Source organism: Idiomarina loihiensis L2TR, assembly GCF_000008465.1.
In the GTDB taxonomy this organism is placed as follows: domain Bacteria; phylum Pseudomonadota; class Gammaproteobacteria; order Enterobacterales; family Alteromonadaceae; genus Idiomarina; species Idiomarina loihiensis.
Genome location: NC_006512.1, coordinates 294,651 through 313,702 on the forward strand (window position 1 = coordinate 294,651; position 19,052 = coordinate 313,702).

A 19,052-nucleotide genomic window follows, 5' to 3' on the forward strand; every position below is an offset into this window, starting at 1 on the left:
CCGCCTATTCCTGTAACGTCGGCACCACCTGCGGAGTCGATGAACAGGGATAATTTGCAGCGGCCGTTGGTGAACGAACCTGCCAAATCTGATCAATCCAGTAATAAAGCCGATACCCAGGCTGACAGAAAACCCGACGCGAAAGCGGATGGAAAGCCTGACAGCAAAAAAGCCACCGACAAAGCTAGCAAAGAAGTTACTGACAATGCTGAAAAGAATCAGCAGAAGCTCAGTGAAGAAGAAGTTGAAAAAGTCGATGAGCTAAAAAGCCGTGATCAGGAAGTTCGTGTACACGAACAAGCCCACGCGGCAGTTGGCGGCCAGCATGCTGGCTCGCCTTCCTATGAATACGAACGCGGGCCTGACGGTAAGTCTTATGCTGTGGGCGGCGAAGTTCAAATAGATGTCAGCCCGGTTAACGGTGATCCGCAAGCGACCATTCAAAAAATGCAGTTGGTACGTCGCGCGGCATTAGCGCCGGCACAACCTTCTGCTGCCGACCGTTCAATTGCTGCCGAAGCGGCTAATAAAGCCACGCAGGCTCGGGCGGAATTAGCCCAAATGCAAGTTGAGGCAAGCGAAAGCGGTGAGGAAGGCGAGAAACAAAACCCCGATATCAGTATTAACGCGCCGTTTAATAAAAGTCTGGAAGGTGAAAATAAAGGCGGTTCTAGTAGCCAATCCGCGTCATCAGGTGCTGTAACACCTGCCGAAGAAGGTAGAAAAACGCTTTCATCGTCCGAACGTGGCGAAATGATTTCTTCATTTTACGATAAGCGCGTTCGTCCTTCCGTGGACTCATTCAGCGCTACCGCTTAACTATTCCTGTTTAATCTTTCTTCGCTTTTGCAAAGGCGTCTGCTAATGCACTGCCCATTGCTGAGTTTTGTGGCTGTGGCGCACGACCACCATTGCCTGAAGGTTTTTTCTTAGGTCCGCTTCCGGTTTTCGCTTTAGGCTTGTCGCTGCCTGCGGTATTGGCTGGGGCTTCATCGCTCAGGCGCATGGTTAAGCCAATACGTTTACGCTCAATGTCCACTTCCAGCACTTTTACCTTCACAATGTCGCCGGCTTTAACCACTTCGCGCGGGTCGCTGACGAACTTGTCCGCCAGTGCTGAAATGTGCACCAGACCGTCCTGATGCACGCCAACATCAATAAAGGCACCAAAGTTCGCCACGTTAGTTACCACACCTTCCAGCAACATGCCGGGCTTCAGATCACTGACTTTCTCAACGCCTTCTTTAAACTCTGCCATTTTGAATTCAGGACGCGGGTCGCGGCCGGGTTTTTCCAGTTCGGACAAAATGTCGGTAACCGTTGGCAGACCAAAGCGCTCATCGGTGTAGTCTTTAGCGTTCAAGGTTTTAATCAATTGCTGATTACCAATAAGTTCCTGTACCGGAATTGAATTGGTTTTGGCAATGCGTTCAACCACAGTATAAGCCTCGGGGTGAACCGAGGAGGCGTCCAGTGGTTGTTCGCCGTTACTAATGCGTAAGAAGCCTGCTGCCTGTTCAAAGGCTTTTGGTCCCATGCGCGCAACATCCAGCAATTGCTTACGATTACGGAACGCACCATGCGCATCGCGGTGCTCAACTAAGTTCTTCGCCAAAGTTTTCGATAAGCCGGATACGCGCTGCAGCAACGCGGCAGAAGCCATATTGGCATCTACACCCACGGCGTTTACGCAGTCTTCAACCACCGCATCCAGACTTTGCGCCAGTTGTGACTGACTCACGTCGTGCTGGTATTGGCCTACACCAATAGACTTAGGCTCAATCTTCACCAGCTCTGCCAACGGATCCTGCAAGCGGCGGGCAATAGAGACTGCACCACGTAGCGACACGTCCATATTCGGGAATTCCTGCGCAGCCAGTTCAGACGCCGAGTAAACCGAAGCACCGGCTTCGTTCACTATAACCTTAGTGGCTTTAATGTCGCTGTGTTGTTTCAGCATGTCGCCGACCATTTTGTCGGTCTCGCGCGAGTGGGTGCCGTTACCAATGCTGATAAGCTCCACTTTGTACTGCTTGCACAAGGTAGCCAGCGTACGCATGGCTTTGTCCATTTGGTTCTGCGGCTGGAACGGGAATACGGTGTTAGTGGCAACCGCTTTACCGGTTTCGTCTACCACCGCAACCTTAACACCGGTACGAACACCCGGATCTAAGCCCATGGTGGTTTTAGCCCCGGCAGGTGCCGCCATCAGTAAGTCTTTTAAGTTGCTGGCAAATACCTGAATGGCCGCTTCCTCAGCACGCTCGCGTACACGGGCCATTAGCTCTGTTTCCATATGCAGTGACAATTTCACCCGCCAGGTCCATTGAATAACCTGACGCAACCAGTCGTCAGCAGCGCGGCCTTTGTGTTCAAAATTCAGGAAGTCAGCAATAATCACTTCGCAATGCGAGCCCGAGGTTGTGTCTTCACTGCCAGGATCCGCGTCCATAGAAAGCTGTAAAAAGCCTTCGTTACGGCCACGCAACAAAGCCAGCGTGCGGTGCGAGGGGATGGTTTTAAACAGCTCAGAAAACTCAAAGTAGTCGCGGAACTTAGCGCCTTCTTTCTCTTTACCCGCCGCGACTGTGCTGGTTAAGTGTGCGTTCTGCCATAAGTGCGAACGTAAGCGTTTTAGTAACTCCGCCTGCTCGGCAAAGCGCTCCATTAAAATAGCGCGGGCACCGTCTAAAACCGCTTTCGCATCGGCAAAACCTTTGTCGGCGTCAATGTATTCTGCCGCGGCCTGTTCCGGGTTCTTTGTTGGGTCTTTCCACAGCAAGTCTGCCAGCGGCTCAAGCCCTGCTTCAATGGCAATTTGACCCTTGGTGCGACGCTTCGGTTTGTAGGGCAGGTATAAATCTTCCAGCTCGGTTTTAGAGTCAGCTGTTTTAATGCTCTGAGTTAGTTCGTCGGTCAGTTTGCCTTGCTCGTCAATGGACTTGAGTATCACCTGGCGGCGGTCATCCAGCTCGCGCAGGTAGTTAAGACGCTGATGCAGCTGGCGCAATTGCGTATCGTCTAAACCGCCGGTCACTTCCTTACGGTAGCGCGCAATAAAGGGCACCGTTGAGCCTTCATCCAGCAACTGGATAACAGACGAAATCTGGCGTTCATCAACCTTCAGTTCATTAGCAAGTAATTGCGGTATCTGGCTCATAGTACATCTCTTAGTTTAAAAACTTTACGGCAAATAATGGGGACGAATGCTATCACGAATTGACTACGCGGGCTGCTGGTAACTTATCTTATTAATGAACCAGGTCCTAGTACCCTGCTGTGTCGTTACTTCAGCCTCGTCGTCTACCTGCTTTTTCAGCAGGGCACGCGCCATGGGCGAATCAATAGACACCGCGTCTTTGCGATCATAAATTTCATCCGGTCCCACAATTTGGAAGGCGCGAACGTTCTCTTCCTCGTCCTCAATTTCCACCCAGGCACCAAAAAACACCTTACCGTCCTGTTGTGGCGAATAATACACCACCTTCACCTGCTCCAGACGCTTGGTTAAGTAGCGAATGCGGCCATCAATTTTGCGTAGCTTTTGCTTGTTGTATTTGTAGTCGGCGTTCTCTGACCGGTCACCCAGGCTCGCCGCCCAGGAGACCTTCTCCACCGTTTCGCGCCGCTCCACCCGCCAAAGGTGTTCAAGTTCCTGTTGCAACTTTTCATAACCGCCAAGGGTAATTAAATTGGTTTTCATACGCTGAATAGTTGTGCCTGCGTTGAATTATAGATGGGGATTTTACTGGGTTATTACTCCGAAGGAAATGGTGGTGAATAGAGCCTAAATATGATTTCTTGTTTTTGCGGCTATGTTACTCATTCATTAGAATAAGAAGGATGGGTAAAAATAAGTAAATTCAGTTTATTACGGAGTCAATATGAATGAAATTAACCCAGCCAAACTGCGTAATAGTAAGTGGACTGCAGTAGAGCCGCTTAATCGCGAGAAGCATTTTTTGGTATCAGAAGTTGAGTATGATGAAGACGGATCAGTAATTTCATGCAAAATTGAATCAGTGCTTTCGAGAAATGAATATTCAATCGATTGGCTTGAACTTAAAAGCGAAGAGAAATGGGTTCAAGGTTGGAAGTGAGGCACTTTCTATCCTTCTCTGCTTTAAACTCCTGGTCTGGTGAGAAAATAATGTAGGCGAGCAGAGAGTCTTTGAGTAATTGTGCCAACCCCCGCTTCTTCAAATACATCAAGCCGAGGTCGGAGGCGTCCGTTGAGGTAAGGCGAAACGGTCTTAGATTAAAACGGCTTTTTCGCAAAATGAAGCTTTACTTGTCTGACTTCCGCCTCTGGTGGTTCCAGGTAGTATGTTAAAGGAAACTTGTCGCTATTACCTTTAATAACAAACTGCTGGTACCAGGCCTCGGGAGCGTCTACTCGGCTAAGTTGTAGCTCTACTGACGGTTTTAAGTCATGAAAAGCTTTGTCGCTCCAGCGTCCTGATAATCCGGGGTAGTCGGCGTATTGGTCAAGAATATAGTAAGAGCGATCACTGGCTCTTGTTGCAATAATCCAGCCGTCATCTGTTGGGGTTGCGCTCGCCCGCGCATTTCCTTGTTGAATACTAGTGACGTCTTTGGCTAGAGGAAGAGTTACAGGAATAGGCTCTACCGCAGGCATGTAGTCCATAACTGCCGTTATGCTGGATATTTTGCTCAGGTCAGTCTTCTCCCAGCCAAGCGGAACTAAGTAAATGTTCATCTCGCTAGCCCCGGAGTAATTGGGCTCTATTGATCTAAGCATCATAGGAATATTGAGCTTATTTCCTTCATTGTCCATTAGAGTCAGGGAGTTAATGGAAGTTAGCCCCCCCATAACCTTGCCTTCGGGTCCAACAAATTCAAGCTTAAGCTCTAAGCTGTTATCCTTTGGGTTAATGGCGAATGCCGTTTCGGTATGAGCAACAGGGTCACTAACAAAATCAAAATCAGGCGACTCGCCAGTAGAGCTCATAGACAGCTCATATGAACCGTTATTCTCAGCGAGGAAAGTTGCCATTTCAAAAGGAGCCAGAAAATCATCCGTGGAACCAATTACCAGTTCGCTTTTTCGCCTTAATACGAGTGTCGTATCAATTTCTTTGGCGGGGGTATCTGTGACGGTTTTCTGAGTTGTAATAAGTACTAAGTTTTCAATCCAGCCGTCATCGCGGCTAATGCGCATACGGCCGTTAACTTCCGACCATCTTACCTTCAGGTTGGGGTTGTGCCCCATCATTGGCACGGCATCTGCTGGGGCTTTGGTCTCTCTGGTAATATCAACAGTAATGCTATTCTCATCAATGCTATCAACCTTGAGAACTAACGAGGGGATCCCTTGAAAGCTATTTAGAGTAACCGATTTCCCTTCAACCATCGGCAGAGCCCAGTTCACAACCGGAGACAGGATAACTTGCTGCAATTGCTCTACTCGTTGCTTGCTCGCTTCCTGGAGGTTTCTGCTTTCTTGTTTTGCACTTACTGTTGTTTTTCCAGTTTTCCGGTTCATCGTCTGGTCGAAGCCGGACGAAATCAGTTCTCTAACCGGCTTTTCCAAATTGCGTTTAGGATTTGAGTTGCTGAACTGAACGCTCTCATTAAACGAAAATGTTAGTGCCTGGGGAACGGCGCGGACATTAATATCAGGGTTCATCTTGTCTACACGGTAATCTAATATACTATGCAGGGATGCTGTGTCTGCTATTTGCCAGGCCCGGTTGTTTATCTCTAGTATCCGCGTACGCATATCTAAACGGTATTGTTCTTCTTTACCGATATCAGTCTCAAAACGGAGAAATTTTGTTTTCTCTGGCAAAAGAGCCGCTATGCTAATTGAAACGATTATAATTCCGACAAGAGCTAGAACGATTTTGCGTGACAAAAATTGCATATGACATCCTTGTTTAATGACTATTTTTATAGAGTAAAAAATCATAACAAATAATAGAGATGGGATGTGAAACTTTGCGGTTTCGAAGTCTTTATAGAGGCGGTGCTTAGAGACTCCCCAAAAAATAGTGTAGCTATGAAGTCTTGTAAGGGTCGCTCCTAATATCGAGTATCGAACTCTTGTAGCAAGTGTTAGCTACAGTTGAACAATATTCTGTACATGTACCAATACCTGTTTTATACTTGTTCAATAAATTGAACATGTTGAGGTGTATATGAGAATAGTCTCTTTTACTGAAGCCCGAAATGGCTTAAAAGCAGTGTTGGACAGCGTAATCAACGATGCTGATACAACGGTTATTACCCGTCGTGACTCGGAAGATGCCGTGGTTATGTCTTTAGATTACTACAATAGCCTAATGGAAACGGTTCATTTGCTCCGTTCGCCGGCAAATGCTGAGCATTTGAATAAATCTATTGCTCAATACAAAGAAGGGAAAGCCAAAAAGAGAGAGTTATTAGATGAGTAAGAGGTTGCTGTCATGGACTGATGAGGCCTGGAAAGACTATTTATATTGGCAGACTCAAGATAAAAAGACACTTAAACGTATCAACAGATTAGTTGCCGATGTTAAAAGATCGCCGTTCGAAGGTATTGGTAAACCTGAGCCGTTAAAAGAAAACCTGGCGGGTTTCTGGTCGCGGCGAATCGATGATACGAATAGACTGGTATACGCAGCCGACGACAGTGCAATTACAATTATTTCTTGTCGTTATCACTACTAATTAAGCATGCCAAAGCTAGGACGATGTGCAAGAGAGTCGGAAGGCGAAAAAGTGACTGTTAGCAATTGTCAACGAAATTGAGTTTAGAGCTAAGTCGCTTGTAAAGAGTTAGCAAAGCCAGGCTCGGCGATGGCTTTTCCGTTGCGGCTTCGCTACTATTCCAAGGCTGCGATCTGAACAGAAAGAGGATTGGCTGTGCAGTTAGAAAACCTTGCTGAGTGGCTTGAAGGACTTCGGAAGGAAGACGACCTTCTTGTTGGTGAGCTGCATGTGCCCTTCTTGCAACAAAAAGAATCTATAGAAGTCTGCTTTGTGGGCCAGAAGAGGGCAGTCACGGAGAGTCAGCAGAAGACGCTGCTGGGTTATCTTGAGCAACTTGATACCATTCATCAGCAGGCCGTGGAACGAATCTTTACTGACTACCAGACAAATGTCGACATCTATCGGAGAGCTTTTCAAGAGTGGGGTGAAGATCCCGATGAGCATGCTCCTCTCGTCAATTCTGCTGAAGACTTAGCCCCAGTTATGTTGTATCAGAGCTTATTTATTCCTTCCTGGAAGGATGTAGGGACTTTCGGCATGGGGTTTTGGGCTAAGTGGGAAGTTGAGCATGGCGTCGGAATAAAATTTGAGAGCTGGCGCCTACTTGAAGCAGGCGAAAACTCTGTTCATTTTTGTTTTGAATAAACAAGCCGTTAATAACCTCAGTCACATCGACATCTTTTTTCAAGGCAGCTTTATCTTTCGTTCTAAATTAACTTATGCAGCGGGCGTTCTGACTTTAGAGGTAATAAATCATGAAAAAAACAATAGTAATGTGTTTCCTTATTTTCAGCGGGCTGTTACAGGCTGATGAAAAAGTCACTAATTTTGAAGCAGTTGGTAATTTAGAGTCAAAGCATGATGTTGGCTGCATCAAATACATTGAGGCAAAAAATATTTATACCCCAGCTGATTTATTTAAATCATCGGCAGCTTGTGCTAACCAAAATAATGTAAAAGATGCGGCCAGATTATTTCTGCTTGCGAGAATTTATGGTTCCTACGACATAAAGCGAGTCAGTGACAGTAGTGCTCACCAAGGTATTATGGTTTTAGTTCAAAATACGTTTGCAGATATGGGCAAGAATGCAAATTCAGTTGAACAAGAGATTAACGAAAATCTGATAGGTAAAGATAAAGAATTTTCGGAGTTCTGTCGGGTAGTCAAAAGTATAGGTAAACCAAGCTACCACCCTCAGTATATGATAAGTCATGGCATGGGGGCATTTACTGACAGCAAAGGTAATGGGTTGGTTGAAAATTTTAATGAAGATCAAGCTTGGCTCGAAACATTGTCCCATTGCGGGTAAACCGTTATGTAACTGGCAATTGCCTTGTATGGCGGGCGTTAGGAGAGTTTAAAAAATGATAGAGCTGTACTTCTTAGTAAGCGTCTTTGTAGGAATAGCGGTAATTGTTGATGGTGTTGTTTTATATAAAGCCAAAGGCGTTTGCTGGACGAACAAAATACAGTCGTTCACAACCACTATTGAATTTTTATGGGTTATTGTTTCTATCATTACCTTTTTTACGCTAGAGTTATCACACTTCCAGATATTAATTCCTTCTCTTTACGTCGTGCATAATATTTTTGGCTGGGCGTACGGCTCTTATCTTGTGTCAAAGTCACCTGAAGTGAAGAATGGTACAAAAGCGTTGGTTGTACCTTACTGGTATCTTATTTTTGGCATGACCGTTGGTATCGTATTCAGTATAAGCAGTTTATGTGCACTCATACTCTTATAACCAATGGCTTAAATGGTTAATATGAACACGAAAACACTTAGGTACCAAAAATGGCATTACAAGCAACTCCTTATAAAATTTCACTGGATATATCAGATACTGATCGCGGTGTTTACGAGAGTGTGAAATTTACTGTTGCACGCCATCCATCTGAGACAGAGCTGCGTTTAGCCTCACGAGTACTGGCTTATGCGATGTTCTATCATCCGCATTTAGCCTTTGGCCGGGGGTTATCCGATACCGATGAAGCGGCACTTTGGGAAATAGATCTCACCGGTGAAATTCAGCATTGGATTGATGTTGGCCTACCGGATGCTGCGCGGGTTATTAAAGCCAGTCGACGTGCACCGAAGATGTCCGTAGTTGTGTATGGCAATGCGCGTTTGTGGCGAGAAAAAGTGCTACCGAAGTTTGCCCATTTAAACAACGTGAATGTGTTTGTTTTACCGCAAAATGAGCTAGCGGAAATTGCTGAAAAATTACATCGCTCAACACACTGGGGCGTAATGATAAGCGATGGTCAGCTGTATATCAGTGATGGTGATGAGCAGGTGATTGTTGCGCTTGAGTGTTGGCATGGTGAAATGCCCGAGGCATCGCTGTAGGTTAATGGGCATTACAAATAAGTGGTGCAGTGGTTCTTCGTTGCGGCTTTGAATGCACTCCAAAGCCGCGCAGCGTCATTTCGTTAACTTTTAGTCAGGTAGCCGAGTTCAATCAGTGTTTCGCGGACTCGCTTTTTGATGTATTTGGAATTCCGTATAAAGTACCGCTGAACAGAGGTGTTTTCTGCGTCGACTTTATCCAGCATCTCGTCTTTAAGCTTACGCGCTACATGAGCTGGCGCTAAAGGGTCTGTGACTATGCCGATAGTGTGACTGCTAAGCCTGTTTTGTATCGCCATTGTGTCGGCGTACCGGCCTGATTCAGCTACTTTGGTATAAACTTCGTCAGCTGGCAAATCATAGATGTCGGCATAAATTTCACGTAATTCGTCGAGGCCTTCCTGCTGTTCCTGATCGGTGTAATCTCGCATGCTCATCGCGTGCTCTACTGAAAGTTCCGCTGTGGTCAGCGGATTGATAACACCGTCGTAGATGTCGCGCGCTCCAATGGTTACGGTTTCCCAATACGGAGCCAGCGTTACTGTAATTTTAGGCAGAGGATTTTTTCTAGGCCAGGATGCAACTAAATTGTAACCTAGGTGAGGAGCTTCGGACTCCCAACTGAGCTCGTAACTGCCGTCGGGGTTGGTTGTGGTTTTAGGATCTTTTGAGTTGCATCTGAAGGTTTTTTTTAAATCGGCGCAGACTTCCACATTGCTAACTCCTTCTTCAAATATAACTTTGCCGGATACTTTAATGGTGCGGGTTTCTGGCTCGGCACTCGCCTGTTCAGTCGGGCTTTCATTGCTCTGAACCTGAGTCTCTTTAACTTCGGTTTCTGAATCGGAGTCGTTGCAACCGATTAAAACCGTACTCATTAAAATAAGACCAAAAAGTTTTGTTGGCATTTCAAAATCCTTTCGAAACAAAATGTAAGTATGTATATTCACATAGCGTAGTGGAAAGTAAAAGTTAAGAAAGCGTTAAGACAAGATGCCAGATGAAATTGGAGTTCAAAATCAAACATGCAAAATTCAAATAATGTTGTCGGCAAGCAGAGTAGTTACGACGAGCCAATGAATTTACCTGAAGAGAGGGTTAAGTCGTTTATTTCCCATTGGTATGAACAATGGTTGCAAGCCGAGGCAAAAAGCGAGACTGAAAAGAATAACGATCAGGGGTTTGATTTTGGCTACTGGCGTGATCTTATGTCCGCTGTCGATAAAGCTCACTTTGTTGCCGGCAGTGGTTCAGGGTCTGACAATTCGTTTGGGCCCGCCGACTACGACCCGAATAACGAAAAAATCATTGAATGTGATATTCAAGGCGACTTGGCTCAACTGCTTACCGAGCTGCATCAAGATGAGGGTAGGCCTTCAAATTATCATGCCTACGAGCTCAAGTTAGATGCAGAAAAAGACTGGAAAATAACGCGGATACATACTCTTTTTCATCCTCCCAAAAGCCCGGTTATTGCCCCTGAACAACATGCTGATATTCTTGCTATGTCGAGCTCCGCTGCTCCCCTTATGAATAAACAAGAGAATTTAAACCTTAATGAACAGACTCTTTTTCAGAAAAACCGGCGTGTCACAATCCCGCATTTAGATGAAGGAGAGACAAAACTGGAAGAGGTTGGAAAGCTCCAAATTAGCTCAGGTATTCTCGGGATTCTAGATTTTGGCTATGATATTTACCGGTTTGAACCGCTGCAACGGAGGGTAACGCCGGGCGAGTATCTTGTTGAAACGGTAACCACTCATGATCGAGTCGCTGGCATTCGGGTAAAGCTAAGTGAAAGCGAGCAGGCAGTAAAATGGTACGCGGCGAATACACCGAGCGGTAATGGAGTTTATGGTGTCGACGCTGGAAACTTGGCTATATTCGATGTTGCGAACCTTGTGGAACTAAGCCATTTCAGAAAAGAAAAACTCTTTAACGAATGGAGCCTGGAGGGGAAAACAGAGCTGTTATCAATGACCGGGCAAGATGACTGCGTTATTTGCACCAGCGGTTTCGGCGATGGCGCTTATCCCGCATTTTGGGGCGTTAATGAGCAAGATGAAGTGGTCTCGCTGTACATTGATTTCATGATCCTTGTACAAGAAACTGAAAACGGCTCATATGAGTCGATTTAAAATATTCTGTCAGCACTTTGCAGCCTTTGAACAAACCGCTTATATTGGAAGCAGCGCTTAATAGGAAGAGGTAAGTCATTGCAACATGCATTGTTAGTGGTGAATCCGAAGAGTCGGAATGGTCACTCTGAGGTGCTAACAGAAGCTATCGATTTGCTCAGAAACTCCGGCATTGAGGTAGAGGTTTGCGTCACTGAAAGCGCATCTCACATGGCTTCCTGCATCGAAAATTACCGTGAGCAAGATGGTGTAGTTATTGTTGCCGGTGGCGATGGAACTATCAGCTCCGCGTTAGAGTCAATCTATAAAAGTAACCAAACCTTAGCCATTTTACCTATGGGTACGGCGAATGATTTCGCGCGGTCGCTGGGGCTGCCACAGGACGTTGTCCCGGCCGCACAGGCTATTATTGACGACGAGCGGGAACGCATAAACCTGGCAAAGGTGAACGGTAATTACTTTGTGAATGTTGCTCATGTTGGCTTAGGCGTAGAGGTGACCCGCGAGCTGACATCAGAAATGAAGAAGTATTTCGGAGTATTTGCTTATCTGGGGGCCTTTACCAGCGTAATTAAACGCAATAAAAGTTTTAAAGTTGCTATAAAAGCCGATGACTGGGAAGACTCTGTAATAGCTATTCACCTAGCGGTTGGTAATGGCCGTTTTTACGGTGGCGGAAATATTGTTGATGAAGACTCCACATTGCTGGATGGACAACTGAACTTATTTTGTTTGAAGCCAATACGTTGGTGGCGGTTGCTATTGCTGGGGGTAAATTTCCGTCATGGTAATTTAGAAAAGGCAGAACGTGTGGTCTGTAAAAAAGCCCGGAAAATTAGCGTTAAAACTTCCAGGCCTAAGCGGATTCAGGCCGACGGTGAGTTTAAAACAGAGACACCGGCTGAGTTTGAAGTGATCCCAAAGGCGATTGAAGTTATTGTTGGCGATATGCCAGTGCCAAATAAAAACAAGGAATAATATGTCGATATTACGCACAGATAATCAGGCCGATAGCATGGAAATTCTGAAGCTCGTCATTGAGACAAAGGATTACTACCGTGAAATAGCGAAGGTGGTCGAGGATGATAGCCTTGCCAACGAGCTTGATAGTATTGCCAGTAAAAGAGCCTCCTTTATTGAGCCGTTTGAAAATATCGTTAAGGACTTCGGCGAGCTGCCGGCTAAACCCGACCCTGATAAAGAGCTGATGCAAATAATTGAAGGGGAGCTCACTCAATTTTTCTCTGCGGATTCTAAAACCGCTATTTTGGATAAGTGCCTGCAGGAAGATGAAGAGCTGGCATCTGTGGTAAATAGTACCAAACTGGGCGAAAAGTCGGCGGAGTCTCAGAAGCTACTCGACGCGTTGGCTGAGAACCTTAGTGACACAAAAAAATCAATTCAGGCGTTAAAAAATTAGTATGTAATACGGCGAGCGGGTAAATAACCTAACCTACGATTCAGAACCATTCACACCTGAATTCCTACCGCTCACGCATTCCTTGTTTGTATCTGCCGGGCGGCTGGGCTAGCTTAGCAGTCAGTTTCCTAACGGCACTGACACATGACTTTCAATAAAAAAGAAAAACTGTCGATAACGGCGCTGCTGATTATTCTCTACTTAATACCTGCAGGGCTAGAGTGGTTAGAGTTTGATAGCGAAAACTTACACGTTATTGCGATAAGCCTGCCAATTTGGCTGGCCTTTTTTTACCTCGGCCCGTTTTGGCTGTTCTACTGGACTCAACAGAACAAGCATGTTGCCCGCTTACACGTGGTGGCGCAGGGCGTGTTGTACGTTCTGATGATGTTTGCTGGCGCCAATATCGTCAGCAGACTGCATTCGATGGCGTTTCCGCAGTACCAGTTTCCGATAAAAGAGCAGGGGCTGTCGGCATTTCTGTGGGGTGTGTTCATCTTCTCGATGACGCACATGTACCTTTTATACCAGCGCTTTGTTCAGGAGCAACGGTTGCGTAAAGAAGCCCAGCTGGCTGATTTGACCAGCCGTTTAAATCCACATTTTCTGTTCAACTCGTTGAACACCATTTCCGCGCTTATCCACTCATCACCTGACAAAGCCGATGATGTGTTGCATAAACTATCCGACATACTGCGTTACTCCGTGGATCAGCAAAATAAGTGGGTGCCGCTGGAGCACGAGCTTGCTGTTTGTGAAACCTATCTAACGGTTGAGAAAGCTAGGTTCACCGACAACTTGAACATTAGCTGGCAAATTGCGTCTTCGGTCGATATGCGGCAATTGAAGGTGCCGCCGCTGTTACTGCAGCCGCTAATTGAAAACGTTATGAAGCACGTGAAGCGCCGACCTATTGAGTTGCTCATTAGCGTGCAAGCGGAGCAGGGCAAGCTTATATTCAAGGTAAAAGACAACGGTAAAGGTTTTTCTGAGCCGTCGTTGAATGAGCAATCGAAGGCCGGTCAGGGTCTCAATATTGTAAAACAACGTGTTGATATTGCAGGTGGTGAGCTGTCGCTTTTTAACGATACGTCAGAGCAAGGAGGTGCGGTGTGCGAAATCACCTTACCCATTCACGCCTGCGTGTAATTATTGTTGAAGACGAAGCGCCGGCGCGCTCGAAGTTAAATACGCAGCTTGCGCAAATGGAAGGCGTTGAGATTGTTGCGGAATGCGCTGATGCGCCTCAGGCAATACACGACATTAACTCGCTCAAACCAGATTTGGTTCTGTTAGACATTGAGTTGGGTGAGTTGTCAGGTTTTGACGTGCTGGAAGCAATGAAGCACCCCTGCCATGTGATATTTACCACGGCTTACAGCCAGTATGCCGTTAAAGCATTCGAGAAACAGGCGTTAGATTATCTACTGAAACCCTTTGATTTGTCTCGACTGCGTCATGCTTTAGAGCGCGTGGTATTAGCGCAGCCCCAGGCTGCAGAACCCGCCACCGTGCAATTCACCGCTAAAGTCGGCGATAAAATACGCATACTGCAATCATCCGATATTCGATTTGTGAGAGCTTCACAGGGACTGGTGGTAGCGCAATGCCTTGAGCGCGAACATCATTTGGATGACAGTCTGGAATCCCTGTTGAACCAGTTGCCAAGTTCCTTTTTGCGGGTGCACCGCAACAGCATCGTAAATACCCAACATATTCATCAAATAGAAAAGTGGCAAAACGGTGCACTTTTACTTCGTTTCGAGGGTGTAAACGACACCATTACGACCAGCAGACGTGGCGCCGCAGTGCTAAGAAAATATCTCAACCTATAACCGGAGAGCAACATGAAAAGATTATGGTTATTCGCCGCGTTGTTTATAACCACGCAGGCTTTGGCAAGTGACTTTGTAATAAACAATGTGTTGCTGCCAGACTTTCAGACACGCGAGTTAACGCCCGTTAACATTGAAGTCGCGGACGGGAAGTTCAAACAAATTGTTGATAGCTCGGTGCTCTTGTCGCATTCCGATGTGCGTGACGGTAAAGGGCAAGTAATAATGCCAGCCTTTATCGATATGCATTCCCACAGCATGGGCAATTCATCGCTGGATCGTAGCGACTATCAATACATTGGTATACGCGGCACCGCGAACGCCATGTTGTACGCAGGCGTACATGGCTGGCTAGATTTATATAGCGATGAGAATGATATTTTTGAGTATCGCGATCAGCAATTTCCACAGGAGCGCGATGAAGCCTATGTGTTTGCCGCAGGTCCCTGCTTTACCGTGCCAACCGGACACTGTGACTTTGGTGAAACGCGATTGATCAGCACACCAGAGGAGGCGGTTACAGAGCTGAGGGATTTAAGCGGTTCAAAGCCTAATGTGGTGAAAGTTGTATTTGATAATGCCGGCAGTAAACCCACCCTTGATAAGGCGACGCTTAAGGCCTTTTTGAACGAAGCAAGGCGTCTAAATATTAAGTCGGTGGTGCATATCGGTTCCTGGAGTGATATTCGCACGGCCTCAGAATTAGGCGCTGATGCTGTTACCCACTTGCCCTGGCACGCTATGCCTGACGATATTCCCGAACTATTGGTAAAACAGGGTACCGTCATTATTCCTACGGTGAGTGTTATAAACGAGCTACTGTATTTGCACGACTCAGGCTCTGATGAGATTGCAGCCTCTGTACTTTCCGTTCCAATGACGAACGCATTAGTCGAGAAAGATCTGTTGAGCGACTACCCGATAACCGCAGAAAACAAACTGTATTTCGACTGGATTGCAGGGTTAAAGGCAGATGGCGCTCTCGAAAACCGGAACGATGCGATTAAGCGTTTAGATGCCGCTGGAGTCAATATACTGGTGGGCTCCGACGGTGGAAATTTCGCCGTATTTCAAGGCGTAGGTTTCCATCGAGAAATGTACTTTCTGCAGCAAATGGGCATGTCACCCTGGGATATTGTGTTGGGCTCCACCCTAAAGGCCTACGAGTTCCTCGGCGTAGACTGGGGAATTGAAGAAGGCCGTCCTGCGCATTTCACGTTGCACGACAAGCACATTTTTGAAGACTTAAGTCTTTCAACTGAGGTGGAACAGATTTATCTGCATGGACGAAAAGTGAGTCGAGAACCTTTGCAGGATTACGCCAATCCTGGGTTCTTTCAGTACATGAAGTTGTTTTTTGGGTTTGAGGTGTAGGAGAGCGTAAAAAAGTACTGCAAAACGGTGCATAAAAGGTCAGAATTAGAAGATACCGGATGTACAAAATTACCGTTTAGGCAGGGAAAGACGTTGTCACAACAACAAAAACAATACGACATACATTGGCTGACGGGGCAGTTTTTCGATTCCAGCAAAGAGTCCCGGTATCGCGACTCCATTAAAGCGCGGGTACGTTTCGAGTCCCGTCTTGCATTGCCTCTGGTGTCGGTGGTTGTTGCCATGTTTGGCATTACCGATTACAACTTGCTGGGGTTAACCCGCGAGTTTTATTGGTTGCTTACTATGCGTATAGCCGTGGTGAGCTCTTGTCTTGTGCTGGCTTTCGCTATCGGGCGCTGGGGTGGTTATTCCCGTAACGCCTGGCTGCATAGTTTGCCGCTATGGATTCTGGCAACGGGCATTATTCTCATTGTTCCGTTGCGCCCGGAAAGTATTTCCACCCAGATAACCGCAGTGGTGGTTGCGATAATGGCTTTCTATCTTCTCATTCCAAACCTGCTCACAGTGGCAGCGTTAGCGAGCCTCTATTTAACCGTCGGATTTTTGTCTGCAGCGGCAGTTTATGCCGGAATTCCTTCAGAGAATGTGCTTCGCGTTAGTCTTTTGCTGATTATGGCCAATATTGTGGGCTACTGTGCTTTATTACGTATAGAGTTTCTGCAGCGCAAGCAATTTGCACTACTTCAGGATGAGCGTGATCAAAACCGTGATCTGCTCAAGGAAATAAAGCATCGAAAATCATTGGAAGCGCAATTGCGCATGGTGGCTGAGCGGGACGCTCTGACGGGGCTGGATAGCCGAAGCCATTTTATGAAGCGGGCCGAAGCTTTATTGCAACGAGCTCAGTTGGAAAAAACGCCGTTTTGCCTCTTTATGATCGACGTAGACCATTTTAAGCGCATTAATGATACCTGGGGTCATACTCGCGGAGATTTAATTTTGACCAAAATAGCCGAGGTTTGCGAACAGTCGCTGCGACCCACTGATGTTATAGGGCGCTTTGGTGGTGAAGAGTTCGTCGTAGGCCTGCCGCATACCAGCCCCAGCGAAGCGCAAACCATAGCCGAGCGTCTGAAAGAGAACGTTGAAGCACTGCCATTAACCGCTGAATTAAGTGAGCTGTGCCTGAGCGTGACCATAGGTATTGCGGCAGCACATGGTGAAGAGGATGACCTCGACGTCCTCATAACACGCGCGGATAACATGTTGTATGAAGGTAAGCGCGAAGGCAGAAACAGGGTGGTGATGTTTGGAGAGGGGATGGATTCTTGAGTAATCAGCATTGATATCTAAATTACCTAAATGGATTGAGTATGGGGCGTTTGTCGCCGGCTGTATAAACGCTATTGGCTTGCTTGGTTTTGAACACCAGGCGGTTTCTCATGTTTCAGGTACTGCCACTTTGTTTGGTACCAGTATGCTATCGGGCTCTTTCGATGAGGTGCTGCATTTGGCCGGTGTGTTGTTCTCGTTTTTTGTCGGTGCCGGTCTGTCTGGATATCTATTGCACGGCACACAGCTAAAGTTAAGCCGTCGTTACGACATTGCTCTCGCAGCTGAATCACTGCTGATATTTGCTTCGTTTTACTTACTGTCTGAAGGATCATTTTACGGTCATTTCACCGCATCATTAGCCTGCGGTATGCAGAATGCCCTGGCAACGACGTACAGCGGTGCCATTGTACGGACTACGCACCTCACCGGTATTTTTACTGACTTAGGCATTATGTTTGGGTCGGTTATGCGCGGCAAAGCTTTCGATAAAAGAAAAGCGGTATTGTTTGGATTAATCATTGCCGGCTTTGTTACCGGAGGAACATCCGGCGCCTATCTGTTCATGTTATTACAGTTCCAGGCGTTGTTAGTACCAGCCGTTATTTGTCTGGCGCTCGCGATCTTGTATCGTGTGCATTATAGAAGATCAGGCCAGCATAAATAAACTCGCCTAAAAGGTGGCTATGTGTCGTTAGAGCTTGGGTGGGTTAAAATTCTGAGATGAATTAATTGGGAGAAGTCATGCACGGAGAATATAAAGTACCAGGCGGTAAGCTAGTCGTTGCTGATGTTAATTTAGAAGAGGGCTGCTTGAGTGAGGTCAGTATTTCAGGCGACTTTTTCTTAGAACCTGACTCTGCGCTAAACCTAATCAATGAGGCTTTAACCGGACTACCCGAGACATCAAGCCATAAAACGCTGGCTGCCGCAATTGATGAAGCACTTGATGAAGACGTAATGATGTTTGGTTTTTCCGCCGAAGCTGTTGCTACAGCTGTACGACGTGCCTTAGGTAAGGCGAGCAGCTGGTTAGATCATCAATTTACTCTTATTCCACCAGTAACACTGCCCGCAGCAGAGCATGCCGCGTTAGACGAAGTGATAGCCGATTCAGTTGCCAAAGGTTTACGAGGCCCAACATTAAGATTTTGGGACTGGGACGATTCTGTGGTGGTGATTGGTTCTTTCCAGTCAGTAAAAAATGAAGTGGATATGGCCGCCGCGAAAGAGGCTAATGTACAAGTTGTACGCCGGGCGACAGGTGGCGGTGCTATGTTCATGGAGCCCGGTAATTGCATTACTTATTCATTAACGGTACCCACTTCATTAGTCGATGGTATGAGCATTGAAAAGTCTTATGAGTTTTTAGATGCCTGGGTTTTGGCTGCGTTAGCTGAGGTTGGTATCAAAGCCTACTATAAACCGCTAAATGATATAGCTTCTGCGCAAGGCAAAATAGGCGGAGCAGCACAAAAACGCTTTGCCAATGGTGTTGTCGTGCATCATGCGACTCTCGCTTATGATATCGACGCCAATAAAATGCTACAGGTATTACGTACTGGCCGTGAGAAACTCTCGGATAAAGGCATTACCAGTGCCAATAAACGAGTTGACCCTATGCGTAGCCAGACAGGCTTAACCAGAACCGCCATTATTGATGCTTTTATGAATCAGTTTACCCAGGCTTATCAAACCCAGGTCGACGACTATTTACCGCAAGAATTATCCGCGGCAAGAGCTCTGGTAGAAACAAAATATTTGACGGAAGAATGGTTATACAAGGTAACTTAAACATGGGAAGTTATTATAATTACCTTCCGTCCAGCTAAGAACCTGACTAGCGCTGCAGAGCTGACCCTTGCCAATACGTACACAAAAAAACTCTCTTTACAGACATAAAACTCCGCGCTCCATACTGTCT

Annotated in this window: 21 protein-coding genes; 17 read left to right on the top strand and 4 right to left on the bottom strand. The window is 46.4% G+C overall.

The window, feature by feature from the left end; all coding sequences use genetic code 11:
* Positions 1-39 precede the first annotated feature (39 nt).
* The gene (locus IL_RS01415; RefSeq protein WP_011233542.1) at positions 40-819 is read left to right on the top strand and encodes a putative metalloprotease CJM1_0395 family protein; all 780 of its coding nucleotides are present in this window, start codon (positions 40-42) and stop codon (positions 817-819) included.
* 10 nt (positions 820-829) lie between these two features.
* Here IL_RS01415 and IL_RS01420 read toward each other — a convergent pair whose 3' ends face one another.
* On the bottom strand, positions 830-3,160 hold the full coding sequence (locus IL_RS01420) for a Tex family protein (protein ID WP_011233543.1): 2,331 nt from the start codon (positions 3,158-3,160) through the stop codon (positions 830-832).
* Between the two features lie 63 nt (positions 3,161-3,223).
* The gene (gene greB, locus IL_RS01425) at positions 3,224-3,703 is read right to left on the bottom strand and encodes a transcription elongation factor GreB (protein ID WP_011233544.1); all 480 of its coding nucleotides are present in this window, start codon (positions 3,701-3,703) and stop codon (positions 3,224-3,226) included.
* A gap of 181 nt (positions 3,704-3,884) precedes the next feature.
* Here greB and IL_RS01430 point away from each other — a divergent pair, with 181 nt between their 5' ends.
* Entirely contained in the window at positions 3,885-4,100 is a 216-nt protein-coding gene (locus IL_RS01430; RefSeq protein ID WP_011233545.1) for a TIGR02450 family Trp-rich protein, read from the top strand.
* A 158-nt stretch (positions 4,101-4,258) separates the two neighbouring features.
* Here IL_RS01430 and IL_RS01435 read toward each other — a convergent pair whose 3' ends face one another.
* Positions 4,259-5,887 (bottom strand): hypothetical protein, encoded by a 1,629-nt coding sequence (locus tag IL_RS01435; protein WP_011233546.1) that lies wholly within the window; start codon positions 5,885-5,887, stop codon positions 4,259-4,261.
* A gap of 274 nt (positions 5,888-6,161) precedes the next feature.
* On the opposite strand from IL_RS01435, the gene IL_RS01440 reads away from it, so the two are divergent.
* The 6 genes from IL_RS01440 (at position 6,162) to IL_RS01465 (ending at position 9,065) form a co-directional block, all read left to right on the top strand.
* Positions 6,162-6,416 carry a type II toxin-antitoxin system Phd/YefM family antitoxin gene (locus IL_RS01440; protein WP_011233547.1) on the top strand — a complete coding sequence of 85 codons (255 nt, stop codon included), beginning with the start codon at positions 6,162-6,164 and terminating at the stop codon, positions 6,414-6,416.
* Positions 6,409-6,672: a Txe/YoeB family addiction module toxin gene (locus tag IL_RS01445; RefSeq protein ID WP_011233548.1), complete on the top strand. Its 264-nt coding sequence runs from the start codon at positions 6,409-6,411 to the stop codon at positions 6,670-6,672. The genes IL_RS01440 and IL_RS01445 overlap by 8 nt, the downstream gene beginning before the upstream one ends.
* A gap of 195 nt (positions 6,673-6,867) precedes the next feature.
* Positions 6,868-7,359 carry a DUF6985 domain-containing protein gene (locus IL_RS01450; RefSeq protein ID WP_011233549.1) on the top strand — a complete coding sequence of 164 codons (492 nt, stop codon included), beginning with the start codon at positions 6,868-6,870 and terminating at the stop codon, positions 7,357-7,359.
* Between the two features lie 110 nt (positions 7,360-7,469).
* On the top strand, positions 7,470-8,024 hold the full coding sequence (locus tag IL_RS01455; protein WP_011233550.1) for a hypothetical protein: 555 nt from the start codon (positions 7,470-7,472) through the stop codon (positions 8,022-8,024).
* A gap of 55 nt (positions 8,025-8,079) precedes the next feature.
* The gene (locus tag IL_RS01460; RefSeq protein WP_011233551.1) at positions 8,080-8,460 is read left to right on the top strand and encodes a hypothetical protein; all 381 of its coding nucleotides are present in this window, start codon (positions 8,080-8,082) and stop codon (positions 8,458-8,460) included.
* A 50-nt stretch (positions 8,461-8,510) separates the two neighbouring features.
* Entirely contained in the window at positions 8,511-9,065 is a 555-nt protein-coding gene (locus IL_RS01465) for a YaeQ family protein (protein ID WP_011233552.1), read from the top strand.
* Between the two features lie 83 nt (positions 9,066-9,148).
* Here IL_RS01465 and IL_RS01470 read toward each other — a convergent pair whose 3' ends face one another.
* Positions 9,149-9,973: a hypothetical protein gene (locus tag IL_RS01470; protein ID WP_011233553.1), complete on the bottom strand. Its 825-nt coding sequence runs from the start codon at positions 9,971-9,973 to the stop codon at positions 9,149-9,151.
* Between the two features lie 117 nt (positions 9,974-10,090).
* On the opposite strand from IL_RS01470, the gene IL_RS01475 reads away from it, so the two are divergent.
* The 9 genes from IL_RS01475 to IL_RS01515 all read left to right on the top strand — a co-directional run bounded on the left by IL_RS01475 (position 10,091) and on the right by IL_RS01515 (position 18,922).
* Positions 10,091-11,203 carry a DUF4241 domain-containing protein gene (locus IL_RS01475; protein ID WP_011233554.1) on the top strand — a complete coding sequence of 371 codons (1,113 nt, stop codon included), beginning with the start codon at positions 10,091-10,093 and terminating at the stop codon, positions 11,201-11,203.
* A 78-nt stretch (positions 11,204-11,281) separates the two neighbouring features.
* Positions 11,282-12,181, top strand: a complete 900-nt coding sequence (locus IL_RS01480; protein ID WP_011233555.1) for a lipid kinase — start codon at positions 11,282-11,284, stop codon at positions 12,179-12,181.
* Between the two features lies 1 nt (position 12,182).
* Entirely contained in the window at positions 12,183-12,623 is a 441-nt protein-coding gene (locus IL_RS01485; protein WP_011233556.1) for a hypothetical protein, read from the top strand.
* A 144-nt stretch (positions 12,624-12,767) separates the two neighbouring features.
* A complete protein-coding gene (locus IL_RS01490) occupies positions 12,768-13,772 on the top strand; it encodes a sensor histidine kinase (protein WP_011233557.1) in 1,005 nt (334 codons plus the stop codon).
* Positions 13,736-14,458, top strand: coding sequence for a LytR/AlgR family response regulator transcription factor (locus tag IL_RS01495; protein WP_011233558.1), 723 nt, complete (start codon positions 13,736-13,738; stop codon positions 14,456-14,458). The genes IL_RS01490 and IL_RS01495 overlap by 37 nt, the downstream gene beginning before the upstream one ends.
* Before the next feature lie 12 nt (positions 14,459-14,470).
* Complete coding sequence (locus IL_RS01500; protein ID WP_011233559.1) at positions 14,471-15,832, top strand: amidohydrolase family protein; 1,362 nt, start codon at positions 14,471-14,473, stop codon at positions 15,830-15,832.
* A 93-nt stretch (positions 15,833-15,925) separates the two neighbouring features.
* On the top strand, positions 15,926-17,128 hold the full coding sequence (locus IL_RS01505; protein ID WP_011233560.1) for a GGDEF domain-containing protein: 1,203 nt from the start codon (positions 15,926-15,928) through the stop codon (positions 17,126-17,128).
* 10 nt (positions 17,129-17,138) lie between these two features.
* Positions 17,139-17,795, top strand: a complete 657-nt coding sequence (locus IL_RS01510) for a YoaK family protein (RefSeq protein WP_011233561.1) — start codon at positions 17,139-17,141, stop codon at positions 17,793-17,795.
* Between the two features lie 77 nt (positions 17,796-17,872).
* Positions 17,873-18,922, top strand: coding sequence for a lipoate--protein ligase family protein (locus IL_RS01515; protein ID WP_011233562.1), 1,050 nt, complete (start codon positions 17,873-17,875; stop codon positions 18,920-18,922).
* The last annotated feature ends 130 nt before the right edge of the window (positions 18,923-19,052 follow it).